Genomic DNA, 15927 nt, shown 5'->3' with positions numbered 1-15927 from the left:
GGTGCGTTAATACGCTCCCGGGTTATTTTTATTCTTTACTTCGCTTTCACTCTTTATCCGTAAAAAAGCCGTCCCGCAAATGTGCGGAACGGTCTGTCAGTTCATCCATTTTTCAGCCCATGTCTGGAAGGCGTCCATTGCAGGTTCAAGAGATTGTCCCTTTTTTGTCAGGACGTATTCGATCCTAACCGGTGTTTCAGGATAAACCTCTCTTTTTACAACTCCTTCACATTCAAGCTGCTTGAGTCTTTCAACAAGCATTTTGTCACTCATGTTCGGAATGACTGCTGAAATCTCACGGAACCGTTTCGGTCCTGTCATTAGAACACGTATGATCAAACCGTTCCAGCGTTTGCCAAGCAGCTGAAACGCAGATTCGAATTTAGGACAAAGATGATGTTGTTCCATCGCTTTCATCTCCTTCAAGTAATCACCGGAAAAGATAAGTTCTTCGTTTTTATACCCTCTTCATACAGTGACTACTCTCGCTTGTTTACAATTATAACATATTTCACTTGACTTTAGTAAGCGACCTGTATATTATACTAACTATAAGTAAGTAACAATAAAAAGTAAATTAACTTGTTTTTAAAAAGACGTTTATTTTTTGTTAGAAGGTGGAATATCACCTTATGTATCGGGAACACCTCCCATTGCGGGAGACACATATTACACTTAAAGCAAAAGAGGAGAGGATTACATTGACTAAAATTTTAATTCCTTTTTACAGTGCATACGGTCACATTCACAAAATGGCAAAAGCGGTAGCAGAAGGCGCCCAGGATGTTGAAGGCGTAGAAGTGAAAATTGTCCGTGTTGCAGAGTTTGATGAAGTAAAGAATGCCATGTCCGGCCAGGATGCTTATGTTCAGGCACAGGACAATCAGGAAGATCTTCCGGTTGCTACTCACGACGATCTTAAATGGGCAGACGGCATTATCTGGGGAATCCCGACCCGCTACGGTTCCATGCCGGCTCAAATGAAACAATTCATTGATTCAGCCGGAGGGCTTTGGATGAACGGAGATCTCGAAGGAAAAGTGACTTCTACTTTTATCAGCAGCGGATCAATCCACGGCGGACAGGAAACAACTGCAATCACAACGATCGTTCCTCTGTTACACTTTGGTTTGATCTATGTAGGCCTTCCTTACGGCGAAAACCCGGAGCAGCTCACGACCGATGGGATCGGCGGTTCTCCTTACGCAGCTTCAACAGTTGCAGGGCCGGATGGAAGCAATCAGCCTGATGAAAGAGACCTTACAATGGCCAAACGCCTTGGAAAACGCGTAGCCAGCGTATCAAAATCATTACGTGGATAATAGAATCAAAAGCCGGCAGATATGCCGGCTTTTGATTTTGTTTTATCATATGGTTATCCCGAAAAAAATCTCCGGTCACTTCGTACCTCCTTCTCGATGCGAGATAGAAAGCTCACGACCATCACCTTACATGATCCTCCATCATCTGACTGCATTTTTCACGGAAAAAACAAACGCCTCGGCAGGGCAGCAATTTTTCCTTATTTTCTCATGATTACAGGCGTCTAGTCCCTTTCTAGCAGGGGTGGACTCTGCTATAATTGAGGAACTGAGATTTGTGACCGGCAAAGGTTCGTAATAGATTTTTTTATGAAACAATGACATGATAAAAGGTGGTGACCGGGCGTGGAAGAAACGTCTAAAAAACGGTTTCATATTGATTGGGTTCTCGTAGTGACGATTGCGCTTGTAGCGGCGTTCGGTTTAATCATGGTATACAGTGCCAGCTTCGTACGGGGGTATGATCAGCTGGAAGGAAATTATACGTACTTCTTTGAACGGCAGCTTATGTGGCTTGTTGTATCCTGCGGGCTGTTTTTATTTTTGATGTTTTTTCCGTACCGTCATTTCAGAAAGCTCACACCCCTGATTATGCTGGGTTCGGTTGTGATGCTGATTCTGGTGAAAACTCCCCTTGGTATTGAAGTGAACGGAGCGCAGCGCTGGATTGGTGCAGGAGGGTTCCGGATTCAGCCATCAGAGTTTGTAAAACTTGGGGTTATTGTGTACCTTGCTTATGTCTACTCAAAAAAACAGGCTTACATAAATGACTTATTTAAAGGACTTCTACCTCCCCTTGTGGTGGTTGGCTTTCTGTTCGGATTAATCATGCTTCAGCCTGACCTTGGAACAGCGACTTCAATAGTAGCTGTTGCCGGACTAATCGTCTTTGTTTCAGGAGCAAGGCTTCTTCATTTAACGTGGATCGGCGGTCTTGGTGCCATAGCACTTGTTTACTATGCACGGTCAGCCGAATACCGTATGAACCGGATCATCGGTTTCAGGGATCCGTTTGAACTTGGGTTCTCCGATGGCTATCAGCTCATTCAGTCTTATATCGCTATTGCCCACGGGGGAGTAACAGGTGCAGGACTTGGTCAGAGTGTCCAAAAACTCTTTTACCTTCCCGAAGCCCATACCGACTTTATTCTTGCGATAGTAAGTGAAGAACTGGGGCTTCTCGGTATATTATTTGTATTTGCGTGTATGGTCGTTATCATCCTGCGAGGCGTTGTGATCGGGGCACGCTGCAGAGATGCATTCGGAAGCCTGCTCGCATTTGGAATCGTTTTTCAGATGGCAATTCAGATTCTCTTTAACGCAGGTGCGGTGAGCGGACTTCTCCCGATCACGGGGATTCCTTTCCCGCTTTTAAGTTACGGAGGATCATCATTGATGGTAACCTTTATGTCGCTTGGAATCTTAGCAAATATCTCCAGGAAAACTGAAAAAGAACGATCCGAGCGTCTTGATAGAGAATCAGTGTACGATGATGCGGAGCAGGAAGTCGCGGCGACCTCATCGAATGTCACACCTCTTCGTCCCGTTCGGCAGTTTACGAGATAAAATGTAGGTGGATAATAAATGGAAGAACGAAAATCTTCGTTACAGCAGCTTGATTTTACATTATTATTTCTTCTGTTCGTACTTATGTGTATCAGCCTTATGGCAATATACAGCGGGACAACGGAGCAGTATGCCCAGCTTGATGGCACTTTCTTTGTAAGAAGGCAGGTCGTATGGTTTGCCATCGGAACGATACTCATGCTTGCAGCAATGAGTATTGACTACGAAATGTTTAAAAATTTCTCGATTCCCTTGTATGGCATAGGTATGTTTTTACTGTTACTCGTTCATTTCTTTGGAATCTACCGAAACGGGGCACAGCGCTGGATTGGGCACCCTGATTACTTTTTGTTTCAACCCTCTGAGTTCGTAAAGATTTTCGTCATTATTGCATTGGCCCATCTTCTTTACCATATCAGTCAGTCACCGAAGGAAAAAACATTTGCCGGTGATGCAAAAGTAGTCGGTAAAGTGGCTGCAGTAGGCCTGCCGCCATTCTTTCTCATTCTCATTCAGCCTGACCTTGGTACAGCCCTTGTCATCGCAGCAATTATGATGACCATGATCCTCATGTCCGGTGTCACATGGCGGATGATTGGTCTGCTCGTGTCGATCGTGGCTGCGGCAATTTCTTTTTTAGTCATCCTTCACAATTACTTTTTTGATATCTTTAATATCTTTATAAAAGGCCATCAGCTTGACAGAGTCTATGCATGGCTGGATCCGATGGGGGATACAAGCGGGCTTGGTTATCAGCTGTTCCACGCCCTTCAGGGGATCGGTGCAGGACAGCTTTATGGAATGGGCTTCACTCAGGGAGCGAAATCCCAAGGTGGCGAAATCCCAGAGCTTCACACGGACTTTATCTTTACTGTGATCGGAGAGGAATTCGGATTTGTAGGAGCAACGGTACTCATCGTCGTTTATTTCCTTCTTTTATACCGGATGGTCATTATTGCATTCAGCTGTAACAATACGTTCGGTTCGTATCTGGTCGCCGGTGTGGTCGGACTCCTTGTGTTCCAGATCTTCCAAAACATCGGAATGACGATCGGACTGATGCCGATCACAGGCCTTGCTCTTCCGTTTATCAGTTACGGAGGAAGTGCACTGCTTACCAATATGATTGCTGTCGGCATTGTGCTGAATGTCAATATCAGAACAAAACATTACATGTTTGGTGAAGATAATTAATTTTACTTTTAAGCTCTTTTGGATAAATTGTCGCTATTCGACATTTCATTTTAAGTACAGAAAATGAAGATGAAGGCGCAACCGGGTGGAGCCATTGCAACTCAAATAAAAGGCCACTCATAACAGGCTTTTAAAAGATGCAACCGTTACGCAACAGCAACGCAGATTGTTTCAGAGGGTGACACATTAGGTATAACGCCTCCTTATGTGCCGCCCTTTTTTTACAGGCGGCTGATGATTTTGACAGGAGGGATGAAGATGACCGTATTTATTGGTTTCGGGAAGCTTGCTCAAGCTGTCCTTCACCTTATACCGGAAGACAGACAAGTCCGTGTGTTTTCAAGAACGAAAGAAAAAGTCGTTGAAGCGTGTCAGGGTGACAGCAGAATTACGTGGATTGAACGAGAGGACTTAGTTGAACATAAAGACATCTGGCTGTTTCTTCCTAAAGACGAGGTTGCTTCTTTTATTAAAGAAAACAAGTCATTTTTTCATCCTCAAACGTCCATTTATGTTACAGCCACAGCGGTCATGAGAAAAGATATAGAATCCTTGCTCCCTGAAAGGGGAAATGCTGTCCCGTGTAAGTTTGTAACTCAGGCGGACCAGCTTAGGAAGGACAAAGAAGGGCTGGTCATTGTAGATTCTGCTGATACCGACGACGCGGAAGCGGTTAAACAGTTTCTCGGAGACAGATTTTCAGTTCTGGAAGGAGCGGAGGAAGACGTTCTTTCCGTTAATAAAGCGGCAACAAAGGCAGCAATTGAAGCAGTAACCACTATGGAGAAAGACCTTCGTAAACAGGGGATAGATGAAAAAATGATACGCCACGCCGCCAGTCAGATTATTCCCGGGGTAATCAGAGCTTACCTTGATGGGGAGCTGGGCGGGTTTGGGAAACAGGTTATAAAGGAGATTGAAGAGAATGAGACTTGATAAACTGCTGGCAAATATGGGATTTGGTTCACGAAAAGATGTAAAGAAGCTCTTTAAACAAGGTAGTGTAACGGTAAATGAAACTCCGGCAAAGGACGGAAAGACGCATGTAGACCCTGAAAATGATGTAATCATCGTCAATGGGGAAGAGCTCGAGTACAAAGAATTTATCTATCTGATGATGAACAAGCCCCAGGGTGTGATTTCAGCAACGGAAGACAAGTCAGAACAAACCGTAATTGACCTGCTGGAGCCTGAAGACCTTGTATTTGAACCTTTTCCTGTAGGCAGGCTTGATAAAGATACAGTAGGTCTGATGTTTTTAACAAATGATGGGAAACTTGCTCATCAGCTTACGAGTCCGAAAAAGAAAGTCACGAAGCTTTATGTGGCGACGATTGACCAGGCTCTCGGAGAAAAGGAGATCAGTGCTCTGGAATCCGGTGTGACACTGGATGATGGTTATGAAACAAAACCTGCTACAGTGGAAGTGCTTGCCCAAGGAGACGGACTGAAGATCCGGCTTGGCATTATGGAAGGGAAGTTCCACCAGGTTAAACGGATGTTTGAAGCAGTAGGGAGAAAGGTTGTTTTTCTAAAACGGGAAACAATCGGTTCACTGACTCTTGATGAAACCCTTGAGCCGGGAACGTACCGGGAATTAACTGATGAGGAACTGGCTTTGATAAAAGGGGAGACCCCTTCAGAAGAAAAAGCTTAGAGAATACGGCAAAAAAGGAGATCCAAAAGGCGTAAAGGCCTTTTGGATCTCCTTGACATTCAATCAGGATACCTTCGTTTTTCTTTCTGTAACAACCCACGTACCGCGGCTTGGGCTTTCTACAAGGTTATTGTACTCTAAAACATTCAGATCACGCTGAATGGTGCGGTGAGTCGTTCCGAATTCTTCAACCAATTCCAGTGTGGTGACGTTCCCCCTCTTTTTAATATAAAGGTACATGGACTTAATCCTAGTCAACATTCGGTCAGTCGAAGCTTTCAAAGAACCACTCCTTATGAAGGTACTTTCCTGCCATTTGCACGCTGGTTGTAAATATGTATGCATACCAGTGGCAAACATGCAGGTGAATGAACAGGTGCTACAAACGAATATCTACTTTTTTACCTAAAGCAGGGTGTGGTGAAGGGTTCGTAGTTGCTGTATCGTTCTGCTGCGTTCCGTCTCTTAACCGGTCTAACATAGAAACAGCCATTGCCGCATCTGAATTAAGAGCGCTTTTCATAAGTGATATGTTTAGAGTCTGCTGGAGCTTAAGAGTCTGAGTTGCCATCATACTGCTGATTTTCACCACAGTCCCCCTCCTTTGTCCTATATTTTAGCGGACTCCTAATTGTTCGTAAAGCCAAAATGGACAATTTTACGTTAAAGTTATGTAAAACTACTATGGATTTTCTGTTAAGTATCCCAGCTTTTCACACCGCTGGCAAAAAAGTATACTAGAAACGAAAGCACCAATCGAATACAGGAGGTCATTTGATGAGCATAAATTGGAATGAACGTGTACAGGAAAGAAAAGAAACGGTGATTACAGATACGCAGGCGCTGCTCAGACAGAAGAGTGTACTAGACCCCTCAACTGCCAGACAAGGTGAACCCTTTGGAAAAGATATTGCCGATACATATAACTGGCTTCTAAATAAAGCCCGTAACGAAGGGTTCAGTACAAAAGATATTGAAGGGTATGCCGGACATATTGAGTATGGTGAAGGAGAAGACATCATCGGTATTCTTTGCCACATCGATGTGGTCCCGGAGGGGGATGGATGGTCTTCAGACCCTTACGGAGCTGAAATTAAAGACGGAAAAATCATTGCACGAGGAGCAATTGATGACAAAGGGCCGACAATGGCTGCCTATCACGCACTCAAACTGGTAAAAGATCTTGAACTGCCTTTGTCCAAACGAGTGCGGATTATTATCGGTACAGATGAAGAGAGCGAATGGCGCTGCGTGGACCGTTACTTTAAAGAGGAAAAAATGCCGCTGATGGGTTTTGCCCCGGACGCTGACTTTCCGGTTATTTATTCGGAAAAGGGAATCTGTGATCTGTTCTATACCCGCAATCTCAAAGGTGATGAAAAAGAAGGAGAGCACACGCTTGTCCACTTTAAAAGCGGTCACCGCCTGAACATGGTTCCTGAAAACGCAGTTGCAGTGATTGAAACACAGTATGAAGATGATCTGGTAAAACAATTTGAGAGCTTTCTTCACGAAGAGAAACTCACTGGAGAGACGAAGGTGCTTTCTGAAAATCAAATCGAACTGACCGTAAAAGGGAGGTCCGTCCACGGTATGGAGCCTGACAAAGGAATTAACGGAGGTCTGGAGATGGCCCGTTTTTTACAAACCTGTTCGTTTCAGGCATCTGCAACAGACTTTGCTGCACGTTTAGGAGAAAAGTTTGCCCGTGATTCCAGAGGAAAGAAGCTGGGGATCGCCCACCATGATGAACAGCTCGGCGATTTGACCATGAACATTGGCATTCTGGAATACAAAGATGGTAAAGAAGCAATGATCGGCATTAACCTCCGGTATCCAAAAGGAGCTTCCTTTGATGAGGTCAAGGCTGTTCTGGACAGGGAAATGGCTCCTTTTGAAGGTGTAATTAAAACCCATGAAACACCTCATATGGTTGAGGAATCTTCCGAGCTTGTAAAGGTGTTATCCAAGGTTTACGAAGAACAGACTGGCAAGAAAACAGAGCTCATCGCAATCGGCGGAGGCACGTATGCCAGATCTTTGGATGAAGGTGTTGCATTTGGTCCGTTGTTTCCCCACCGTGATGATTTAGCTCATCAGGCTGATGAAGCCATTTATATCGAAGATCTGTTAAAAGCAACATCCATCTATGCCCAGGCCATCTACGAACTTGCAAAATAATAAAAAAGGTTGCTGTTAATGTTGAAGGAACAAGTTATTCAAGAACACAAGCCCGTGCTGTTTCATATGCGGATGTTTTACTTTTTATCTTTCTTCGCAATCGGAGGCCTCTTCCCCCTTTTAAGTGTTTACCTGCAAAATGAGGTAGGGCTTTCCGGAGGTCAGATAGGAACGATCATGTCCATCGGGCCGATTACCATGCTCGTGGCTCAGCCCCTATGGGGGATGATCAGTGATTATACGAGAAGCCCGAGGATATTACTGACGATTGCCGCTATTGGGACCGGGGCGATTGGTCTGATGTATACGACAACGGAGGTTTATCCGGTCCTCGTTTTCATCGCAGCTTTTCTTGCCCTTTTCCAAAGTGCGATTATCCCTCTGTCAGACAGTATGGTTATGAATCACGTTCATAAAAACGGAGGAGACTATGGACGTATCCGCATGTGGGGAGCAGCAGGTTTCGCATTGTCGGTATGGGTTATGGGTAACCTTTCCGACTGGTTTGGCCCATCGATCATTTTTTATGCTTTTGCCTTGATTTTGTGGATCAGTGCCTACTTTGCTCTTAAAATGCCAAAGGAATCCGCTCTTCCGAGGGTAGAACTTTTCTCAGGATTGAAGAGTCTCATTAAGGTACCCCGGTTTGTTTTATTTTTAGTCGTAACGTTTCTCGTATTCGGACCGATTATGGCCAACAATTTTTACTTTGGACTTCTTATTCAGTTTGCCGGAGGATCTCTTGCTGGTGTCGGACTGGCGTTTCTTTTAGCAGCTGGGAGTGAAATCCCGTTTATGCGCTGGGCAGGGGAGCTCATTCAGAGACAGGGAATCATGGTTATCTTGTTTGTGGCTGCTCTTGTTTCCGGCCTCCGCTGGCTCTTTTATTTCCTTGGACCGTCTCCGGAAATCATCTACATGACAACAGTAATACAGGGGTTGAGTATCGGTTTGTTTATCCCGGCTGCTCTTCAGTACGTGCGTAACCTGGCACCTGAAGAAGTGAAGGCAACGGCAGTGAGTTTATATGCTGCTGTAGGTAACGGGCTTGGTGCCTTCTTCTTTACCTTCTTTGCGGGATTAATCATTGACTGGCAGGACATTTTGTATGTATACCTGTTTTACGGAGTATTAACGCTCATAGGAGCATTCCTGCTCCTTGTGATCATGAGGATGGAAAAGAAGATAATATAAAAACTGTGATCGTTTCTATTTTCCATAAACACACTGAATATAAAAATCTGCCCGAAAGGAGTAAAACCTTTCGGGCAGATTCTTATTGTATTTTCGATATATTATTGTCCGTCGAATACGAATAAATCAGTGGAGAGATAACGCTCACCGGTGTCGCAGGCGATCGCTACGACCACATCGTCAGAAGACAGGCGTTTGGCTACTTCAAGTGCAGCATAGCAGGCAGCACCGGAAGACGGGCCTACTAGAATACCTTCCTCACGGGATAAACGGCGTGTGATATCATAAGCATCCTCATCTGTTACGGTAAAGATCTCACCATAGACGTCTTCATTTAGTATCGGTGGAACAAATCCCGGACTTGTCCCGACCAGCTTATGAGGCCCTGGTTTGCCGCCTGAAAGGACAGGGGAGCCCTTAGGCTCAACAACGTGAACGCTTACTTCAGGATAGAACTTTTTAAGTTCCTCACCTGTTCCGGTAATGGTCCCGCCTGTACCGGAAGCTGCAACAAAGGCGCTCAGATTTTTACCGATTTGATCCATGCCTTCTTTAATTTCGTGTGCTGTTGTTTTACGGTGGGCATCGGGATTTGCTGCATTTTCAAACTGCATAGGCATGAAGCTGTTCGGAATTTCTTTTACAAGTTCGTGAGCTTTTTCGATAGCACCGGGCATTTTTTTATCACCTGGTGTGAGTACAACCTCAGCGCCATAGGCTTTTAATAAATTGATGCGCTCCTGGCTCATCGTGTCGGGCATCGTTAAGATTGTGCGGTATCCGCGGGCTGCCGTGTTCATGGCAATGCCGATACCTGTATTGCCTGATGTAGGCTCGATAATAACACTGTTTTCATTAAGATGACCGTCTTTTTCAGCCTGACGGATCATGTTGAAGGCAGCCCGGTCTTTTACACTGCCGCTGGGGTTCATAAATTCAAGCTTCAGGTAAACATCAGCGCCTCCCTCGGGAGCGAGCTTTTGAAGCTTTACAAGAGGTGTATCACCGATAAGTTCTGCCATGTTTTCTACAACTTTCATCACTGTCATCCTTTCTTCTTGCATGAAGTTTCATTTATGATGAAAACTAACTGTAAAACCATTTCCCATTAAATCGTATCGAGCAAATCGGAATTAAACAGTTCTTATTTTATCATACCGTATATTTACTGACAAAAGGAGGTATTTGCATGTCCCATTATTTTATTGCAATTCCTGTACCGGAAAAAATTGTCCCGCCACTCCTGGAAGCCCAGGAACATTTTGAAGCAGACGTTCGTTTTAAAACGGTCATTCATCCAGATGATTTCCATATTACACTTCTTTTTTTCGGAGGCTGGGATTCTGCAAAAAGAACGAAACTATGGGAAGAGCTTAAGACGAAGCTCAGTAAAGAAGAAAGTCCGGCTCTGACGTTAAGGGAAATCAGTTCATTTGGACGACCGGCAGAACCGAGGGTCCTCTGGGCAGGAATGTCATACTCCAAGCCTCTCATGACCCTGCAGAAGAAAATCAGGGACCTGGCTGTAAGACATGAATTCCCTGTGGAAGAAAGACCTTTTACGCCTCATATTACACTGGCAAAAGGATACAAAGGGGAAAAGCCATTAAGGCGTCAAAACCTTTCAATGGAGCTTCCAGAAATGGGATGGGATGCAGAAGAAGTGGTCCTGTATGAAATACACCCCCACTCGTCTCCAAGATATAAAGCGGTTGATCGGATTATTCTGCAATAACCTCAGTGTACTCCTTATGGTAAAATAAAGCATATCACTTCAGAATGGAATGTGAGAGGAGAACAGGATGGCTCAGCTCGTTAAGCTAACTGATTGTGTTTCTAGATATGAAATGGATGTATATAGATATTCAAGCCGCTTTCACCGATTGAAATCCGACAGGTGGGCAAGATTGAAGACAGACTGGCAGAGAAGAAGACATCACCTCAGCACCTATAACTACGAAGAAATCGTGAACTCCAGCTATAACGTGGAAGGGGAGGGGAGGAGCACCTGGAAAACATGGATCCCTTTTCTTAATAAAAAAGAGATCAATGGCGAGCCGCAGGCAGAGGAGGATGCATTTACTCCTCTGTTGAATAAGCCCATATCCTCTCTGGAGGCTCTTAAAAAAGCATTTATGGAAGAGCTGTATGCGTTTCAGCTCACATGGGCAAGCTCCACAATCAGTGAGAAATCTCATGTGAAACAATCGCTTAAATACGATTCATTTCTCGCTAGGCTCACAAAGACCCTTCCCGATACGTATATGATTTTTTACCGACCTGTAATGAATGTCCGTAAAGCCCAAGTAGAAATGGAAGTGATGATTGTAACCCCCACCGAGGTCTGGCTTGTCCATGCTTTGGAAGGGGATGGGAATGCCATCTTTAAACCATTGAACGACCGGTTCTGGATTAAAGAGCAAAAGTCTTATGAAGAAAAGCTTGTGCATCCACAGGTATCAATCAAGCGGATGAGGTCTGTTATTCAGGAGATCCTGGCTGGGAACGACATTTCCTACCCGGTAAAAACAGTTGTCATAGCGAAGGACAGCTTTATCGATCTGCCCCGTAACGATTCATCCTTAACCGTGATCGACAAACGTACTTTTCCAGCCTGGTATGAAAAATTACAGCGTAATAAATCACCGATAAAATATCAGCAGTTAAAAGTTACAGAACTTTTATTAAGACATTGTGACACCACTGCGGATTCTAGAGCAGACTTTCAGGAGGAAACAGACAGACTCTCCTGATGCACTTCTGCAGGAAACGGGTAATCTAAAAGGCACAGAAGAGAGGATCTTCCCTCTTCTGTGCCTTTTTTTGATTAGTCCATTCTCTTAAGCTTCCAAATCTCCGATGCATATTCCTGAATAGTCCGGTCACTTGAGAATTTGCCCGAATAGGCAATATTCGTCATACTCATGTTCATCCATTTCGGCTGGTTGCGGTATGCCTGCTCCACAAGCTCGTGGGTTTCAATGTAGGCATCAAAGTCTTTGAGAACAAAGTAAGGATCGTTATGGTACAGGATGTGATAAAAAATATCTTTAAATTCGATTTCCTGTGAGCCGAACGCCCCTTCATTAAGCTGATCCAGAATACGTCGGACCCGTTCATCCGTATGGTAAATATCCCGGGCTACATAACCGCCGTTTTGGTAGTAGTCGTGAACCTCATCAGCAGTGAGGCCGAAAATAAAGATGTTCCGGTCACCGACGAGGTCGCGGATTTCAATGTTGGCACCGTCGAGGGTTCCAACCGTAAGCGCCCCGTTCATCATCATTTTCATATTACCGGTACCTGAAGCTTCCTTACTGGCAGTGGAAATCTGTTCACTGATATCTGTAGCCGGAATGATTTTTTCTGCCAGGCTCACGTTGTAGTTTTCAAGGAAAACGACCTTTAATTTCCCCTGGATACTCGTATCGTTGTTAATGATCGACGCCATCCGGTTGATGAGCTTGATGACTTCCTTTGCAAAGTAGTAGCTTGGTGCTGCCTTCGCCCCGAAAATAAAGGTCCGGGGAGTAATATCCAGGCTCGGATTGTCCTTAAGCTCATTGTATAAATGAATAACGTGGAAGATGTTTAACAGCTGCCTTTTATACTCGTGCAATCGTTTGATCTGAACGTCAAAGATGGAACGCTCGTCAACAACAATTCCCGTCTTCTCATGAATAAACTGAGCGAGACGTGCTTTATTCTGCAGCTTCACTTCCGACACCCGTTCCAGGAAAGGAACATCATTTGAATACCGGAGGAGGCTGATCAGGTGATTCGGCCTCTGTATCCACTGAGGACCGATGACGTCACTGATTAACGTGGACAGCTCCGGGTTTACCTGAAGAAGCCAGCGCCTGTGGGTGATGCCGTTTGTTTTATTGTTAAAGCGTTCAGGAAACAACGTGTAAAAATTGCTCATTTCTTTTTTCTTCAGAATCTCAGTGTGCAGTCTCGCTACGCCGTTTACGCTGAAACTTCCTACAATAGCGAGGCGTGCCATGTGTACCTGATTATCTGCAATGATCGCAAGCTCATGAATTTTGTCACGAAGCTCAGGGTGATCTTCCCAAACTTTCCTGCAAAAACGCTCATTGATTTCATAAATGATCATATGAAGGCGTGGGAGGAGAGACTTCACCATATCCTGAGGCCATTTTTCAAGAGCTTCACTCAGGGTTGTATGATTGGTGTAGGCAATCGTTTTCGTTGTAATCTCCCAGGCATCGTCCCACCCGAATCGCTCTTCATCCATTAAAATACGCATCAGCTCAGGTACAGCAAGGCTCGGATGTGTGTCGTTAATTTGAATAACGACTCTATCCGGAAGGTGCATCAGTGAATGGCGGCCATTCTTTTTGAACTGGCGGATGATGCTCTTTAAGCTTGATGACACAAGGAAATATTGTTGTTTTAACCTGAGTATCTTTCCATCATATCCGGAATCATCAGGGTATAAAAAGCCGGATATCTGCTCTATAGAGTGCTTGTGATCCAGGTGGTGAAAGTACTGGGAGCTTTTGCTCGTAAGAAGGTCGGACGAACCGGAATTTGATTCCGCACTCCACAGCCTGAGTGAATTAACCACCTGGTTCTGATAACCGACAACCGGCACGTCATAAGGGACGGCTGTAACTTTATCGGTGTTTTCGTACTTAAACTCAAGTGTCCCGTCATTTTTCTTAAACATATGGATGTCACCGCCGAAATGGATGTCGACAGCTTCTTCAGCTTTTCTCGTTTCCCATGGATAATCTTCCTTCAGCCAGTAGTCAGGAAGCTCGACTTGGTGGCCGTGGATAATACGCTGCTCAAACAGCCCGTAACGGTAGCGGATTCCGCATCCGTGTCCGGGGAACTTTAAGGAAGCAATGGATTCAAGAAAACAGGCAGCAAGACGACCGAGCCCCCCGTTTCCCAGACCTGCGTCCGGCTCAACACTGTACACTTTCTCCGGGTCGAAGCCCATTGCCTCAAGTGCGGAGTTACATTCATTCAGCATGCCGCTGTTAAGGAGATTGCTTTCCAGAAGACGTCCCACAAGAAACTCCATTGACAGGTAATAAACCTGTTTGCATTCGGTTTCTCTGTATTTTTCCTGTGTATCTATCCAGTTCTTGTTCATTTCTTCACTAGCAATGGCGCATATGGCGTAAAACAAGTCTCTCTCGGAGGCTTCGCCGATGGAAATGCCTCCGACTTTCTCTGTTTTATGCTTGATGGCTTCAATCCATTTATCTGTTGTCAAGTGTGGCAACGTCTATCACTCCCTGAGAATATATGTTTGCTGTTTCGAACTCGGCATAAAGATGAATGTACTGAGTAGCCGATTCTTTCCAGCTGAACTGGCTTTTGTTCACGTTTTTTAACAGTTGAATCCACTGAATCGGGTTGTGATAAACGCTTAGGGAATATTTGAGTGCTTCCAGAAGCTCGTGTGCGTTATAGTTTGTAAAACTAAAACCATTACCTTCTCCGGTTATTTCATTAAAGGACTGGACGGTATCCTTCAGGCCGCCTGTTTCACGGACAATCGGCACGGCTTTGTACTGAAGGGCAATAAGCTGTGTAAGACCGCATGGTTCAAATTGGGAAGGCATAATAAAGAAATCTGCTGCCGCATACATCTGACGTGCCAGCTTCTCATCAAATGTCAGCCTCACTGCCAGACGTTCCGGGTGTCGTTCCTGGGCATGGTAAAAGAACCCTTCGAATTCACCTTCGCCTGTGCCAAGTACAGCTACCTGTACATCCTCCTGGAGAAACTCATCAAGAATATGCTGGACAAGGTGGAATCCTTTTTGCTCCACAAGCCTCGAAATAATGACATATAGAGGTTTTTCTCCATCTACCGGAAGACCGAATACTTCCTGCAGGTATTCTTTGTTTTCTTTCTTTTTTCCTCTTGAATGACGGTAGTTGGAGACGATATACGGATCTTTCAGCGGGTGGTAATCGTTTGTATCAATCCCGTTGATAATACCTGTCAGGTCCTCAGAGCGTTCCTGAAGAAGGGAGTGAAGGCCTTCCCCGTAATAAGGATCCTTAATTTCTTCTGCATAGCTCGGGCTTACGGTAGTGACTTTATCCGCGTGAAAAATACCACTCTTCATGCAGTTGAGCATGCCGTTCCATTCCATGCCGCCAAAGTGATCCATGGACAAGTTAAACATTTCCCCAAACATTGTGTGGGGCATAACTCCCTGATACCGGATGTTGTGAATCGTAAATACTGTTTTCAGGTTTTCCAAAGGTTGAAGAATCTTAGCAAAAGCACAGACAAGTCCCGTCTGCCAGTCATGGGCATGAATTACGTCCGGTGTAAAATTCAGATAAGGCAGAGCTTCAATAACGGCGCGGCTGAAGAATACAAAACGTTCGCCATCATCATAATATCCATATACCCCTTTTCGGGTGAAATAATAGTCGTTGGAAATAAAAAAGTAATCCACGCCGTTGTGTTCCAACGTGAATATGGAAGCCTCCTGATTACGCCAGCCGACCGGAACATTGATGGTTGCTACGAGTTCCATCCGGGTCTGCCAGTGATCCGGGATTTCGTCATATAAAGGAAGCATCACTTTAACATGGGAATTGGTCGTTTTATTAATGGATTGGGGGAGGGAACCGATGACATCGGCTAATCCTCCTGTTTTAATGAATGGGGTACATTCCGATGCTGTAAATAAAACGTTTGTCATCATCGTTTCTCCTCTCCGGGGTGCCCGTCAGTTTGTATTGGGCACCCGTTTCGTAATTTAAATGCACTCTTGGAACTGATTGCTGTTGAATTTCGCTGCAGGACATCGC

Annotated in this window: 15 protein-coding genes; 9 read left to right on the top strand and 6 right to left on the bottom strand. The window is 44.8% G+C overall.

Annotated elements, in window-relative coordinates; genetic code table 11:
* Nucleotides 1-96: 96 nt before the first annotated feature.
* On the bottom strand, nucleotides 97-408 hold the full coding sequence (locus EBO34_RS10985) for a winged helix-turn-helix transcriptional regulator (RefSeq protein ID WP_122898178.1): 312 nt from the start codon (nucleotides 406-408) through the stop codon (nucleotides 97-99).
* Between the two features lie 293 nt (nucleotides 409-701).
* On the opposite strand from EBO34_RS10985, the gene wrbA reads away from it, so the two are divergent.
* From wrbA to EBO34_RS10960, 5 genes are all read left to right on the top strand, one after another.
* The gene (wrbA, locus tag EBO34_RS10980; protein WP_122898706.1) at nucleotides 702-1322 is read left to right on the top strand and encodes an NAD(P)H:quinone oxidoreductase; all 621 of its coding nucleotides are present in this window, start codon (nucleotides 702-704) and stop codon (nucleotides 1320-1322) included.
* Between the two features lie 345 nt (nucleotides 1323-1667).
* On the top strand, nucleotides 1668-2888 hold the full coding sequence (gene ftsW / locus EBO34_RS10975) for a putative lipid II flippase FtsW (RefSeq protein ID WP_122898176.1): 1221 nt from the start codon (nucleotides 1668-1670) through the stop codon (nucleotides 2886-2888).
* 18 nt (nucleotides 2889-2906) lie between these two features.
* Nucleotides 2907-4082, top strand: coding sequence for a rod shape-determining protein RodA (gene rodA, locus EBO34_RS10970; protein ID WP_122898174.1), 1176 nt, complete (start codon nucleotides 2907-2909; stop codon nucleotides 4080-4082).
* 258 nt (nucleotides 4083-4340) lie between these two features.
* On the top strand, nucleotides 4341-5018 hold the full coding sequence (locus EBO34_RS10965; RefSeq protein WP_122898172.1) for a hypothetical protein: 678 nt from the start codon (nucleotides 4341-4343) through the stop codon (nucleotides 5016-5018).
* Nucleotides 5008-5739 carry a pseudouridine synthase gene (locus tag EBO34_RS10960; protein WP_122898170.1) on the top strand — a complete coding sequence of 244 codons (732 nt, stop codon included), beginning with the start codon at nucleotides 5008-5010 and terminating at the stop codon, nucleotides 5737-5739. The genes EBO34_RS10965 and EBO34_RS10960 overlap by 11 nt, the downstream gene beginning before the upstream one ends.
* Nucleotides 5740-5802: 63 nt before the next feature.
* Here the strand turns inward: EBO34_RS10960 and EBO34_RS10955 are convergent, their stop codons facing one another.
* Nucleotides 5803-6021, bottom strand: coding sequence for a DeoR family transcriptional regulator (locus EBO34_RS10955; protein ID WP_183163817.1), 219 nt, complete (start codon nucleotides 6019-6021; stop codon nucleotides 5803-5805).
* A gap of 97 nt (nucleotides 6022-6118) precedes the next feature.
* Nucleotides 6119-6328 (bottom strand): putative motility protein, encoded by a 210-nt coding sequence (locus tag EBO34_RS10950; protein ID WP_122898702.1) that lies wholly within the window; start codon nucleotides 6326-6328, stop codon nucleotides 6119-6121.
* 185 nt (nucleotides 6329-6513) lie between these two features.
* Here EBO34_RS10950 and pepV point away from each other — a divergent pair, with 185 nt between their 5' ends.
* Together pepV and EBO34_RS10940 are read left to right on the top strand one after the other, a co-directional pair.
* Nucleotides 6514-7920, top strand: coding sequence for a dipeptidase PepV (pepV, locus tag EBO34_RS10945; RefSeq protein ID WP_122898168.1), 1407 nt, complete (start codon nucleotides 6514-6516; stop codon nucleotides 7918-7920).
* Between the two features lie 18 nt (nucleotides 7921-7938).
* A complete protein-coding gene (locus EBO34_RS10940) occupies nucleotides 7939-9114 on the top strand; it encodes an MFS transporter (protein ID WP_122898166.1) in 1176 nt (391 codons plus the stop codon).
* 101 nt (nucleotides 9115-9215) lie between these two features.
* On the opposite strand, the gene cysK is transcribed toward EBO34_RS10940, so the two are convergent.
* Complete coding sequence (cysK, locus tag EBO34_RS10935; protein ID WP_122898164.1) at nucleotides 9216-10154, bottom strand: cysteine synthase A; 939 nt, start codon at nucleotides 10152-10154, stop codon at nucleotides 9216-9218.
* A gap of 149 nt (nucleotides 10155-10303) precedes the next feature.
* Between cysK and thpR the strand changes: the two genes are divergently transcribed.
* Together thpR and EBO34_RS10925 are read left to right on the top strand one after the other, a co-directional pair.
* Entirely contained in the window at nucleotides 10304-10849 is a 546-nt protein-coding gene (thpR, locus tag EBO34_RS10930; RefSeq protein WP_122898162.1) for an RNA 2',3'-cyclic phosphodiesterase, read from the top strand.
* Between the two features lie 172 nt (nucleotides 10850-11021).
* Entirely contained in the window at nucleotides 11022-11867 is an 846-nt protein-coding gene (locus EBO34_RS10925; RefSeq protein ID WP_122898160.1) for a hypothetical protein, read from the top strand.
* A gap of 74 nt (nucleotides 11868-11941) precedes the next feature.
* On the opposite strand, the gene EBO34_RS10920 is transcribed toward EBO34_RS10925, so the two are convergent.
* Together EBO34_RS10920 and glgA are read right to left on the bottom strand one after the other, a co-directional pair.
* A complete protein-coding gene (locus EBO34_RS10920; RefSeq protein WP_122898159.1) occupies nucleotides 11942-14374 on the bottom strand; it encodes a glycogen/starch/alpha-glucan phosphorylase in 2433 nt (810 codons plus the stop codon).
* Nucleotides 14352-15818, bottom strand: coding sequence for a glycogen synthase GlgA (gene glgA, locus EBO34_RS10915; RefSeq protein WP_122898700.1), 1467 nt, complete (start codon nucleotides 15816-15818; stop codon nucleotides 14352-14354). The genes EBO34_RS10920 and glgA overlap by 23 nt, the downstream gene beginning before the upstream one ends.
* Between the last annotated feature and the right edge of the window lie 109 nt (nucleotides 15819-15927).

Origin of the sequence: Alteribacter keqinensis (genome assembly GCF_003710255.1) — a bacterium.
Classification (GTDB): domain Bacteria; phylum Bacillota; class Bacilli; order Bacillales; family Salisediminibacteriaceae; genus Alteribacter; species Alteribacter keqinensis.
This window is presented reverse-complemented; position numbering and strand designations above follow the sequence as displayed.

Bases quoted from the DNA above. Each gene is read 5' to 3' on its own strand.
- EBO34_RS10985 (WP_122898178.1), bottom strand. From the start codon at position 408: ATGGAACAACATCATCTTTGTCCTAAATTCGAATCTGCGTTTCAGCTG.
- rodA (WP_122898174.1), top strand. From the start codon at position 2,907: ATGGAAGAACGAAAATCTTCGTTACAGCAGCTTGATTTTACATTATTA.
- EBO34_RS10965 (WP_122898172.1), top strand. From the start codon at position 4,341: ATGACCGTATTTATTGGTTTCGGGAAGCTTGCTCAAGCTGTCCTTCAC.
- EBO34_RS10960 (WP_122898170.1), top strand. From the start codon at position 5,008: ATGAGACTTGATAAACTGCTGGCAAATATGGGATTTGGTTCACGAAAA.
- EBO34_RS10940 (WP_122898166.1), top strand. From the start codon at position 7,939: ATGTTGAAGGAACAAGTTATTCAAGAACACAAGCCCGTGCTGTTTCAT.
- cysK (WP_122898164.1), bottom strand. From the start codon at position 10,154: ATGAAAGTTGTAGAAAACATGGCAGAACTTATCGGTGATACACCTCTT.
- thpR (WP_122898162.1), top strand. From the start codon at position 10,304: ATGTCCCATTATTTTATTGCAATTCCTGTACCGGAAAAAATTGTCCCG.
- glgA (WP_122898700.1), bottom strand. From the start codon at position 15,818: ATGACAAACGTTTTATTTACAGCATCGGAATGTACCCCATTCATTAAA.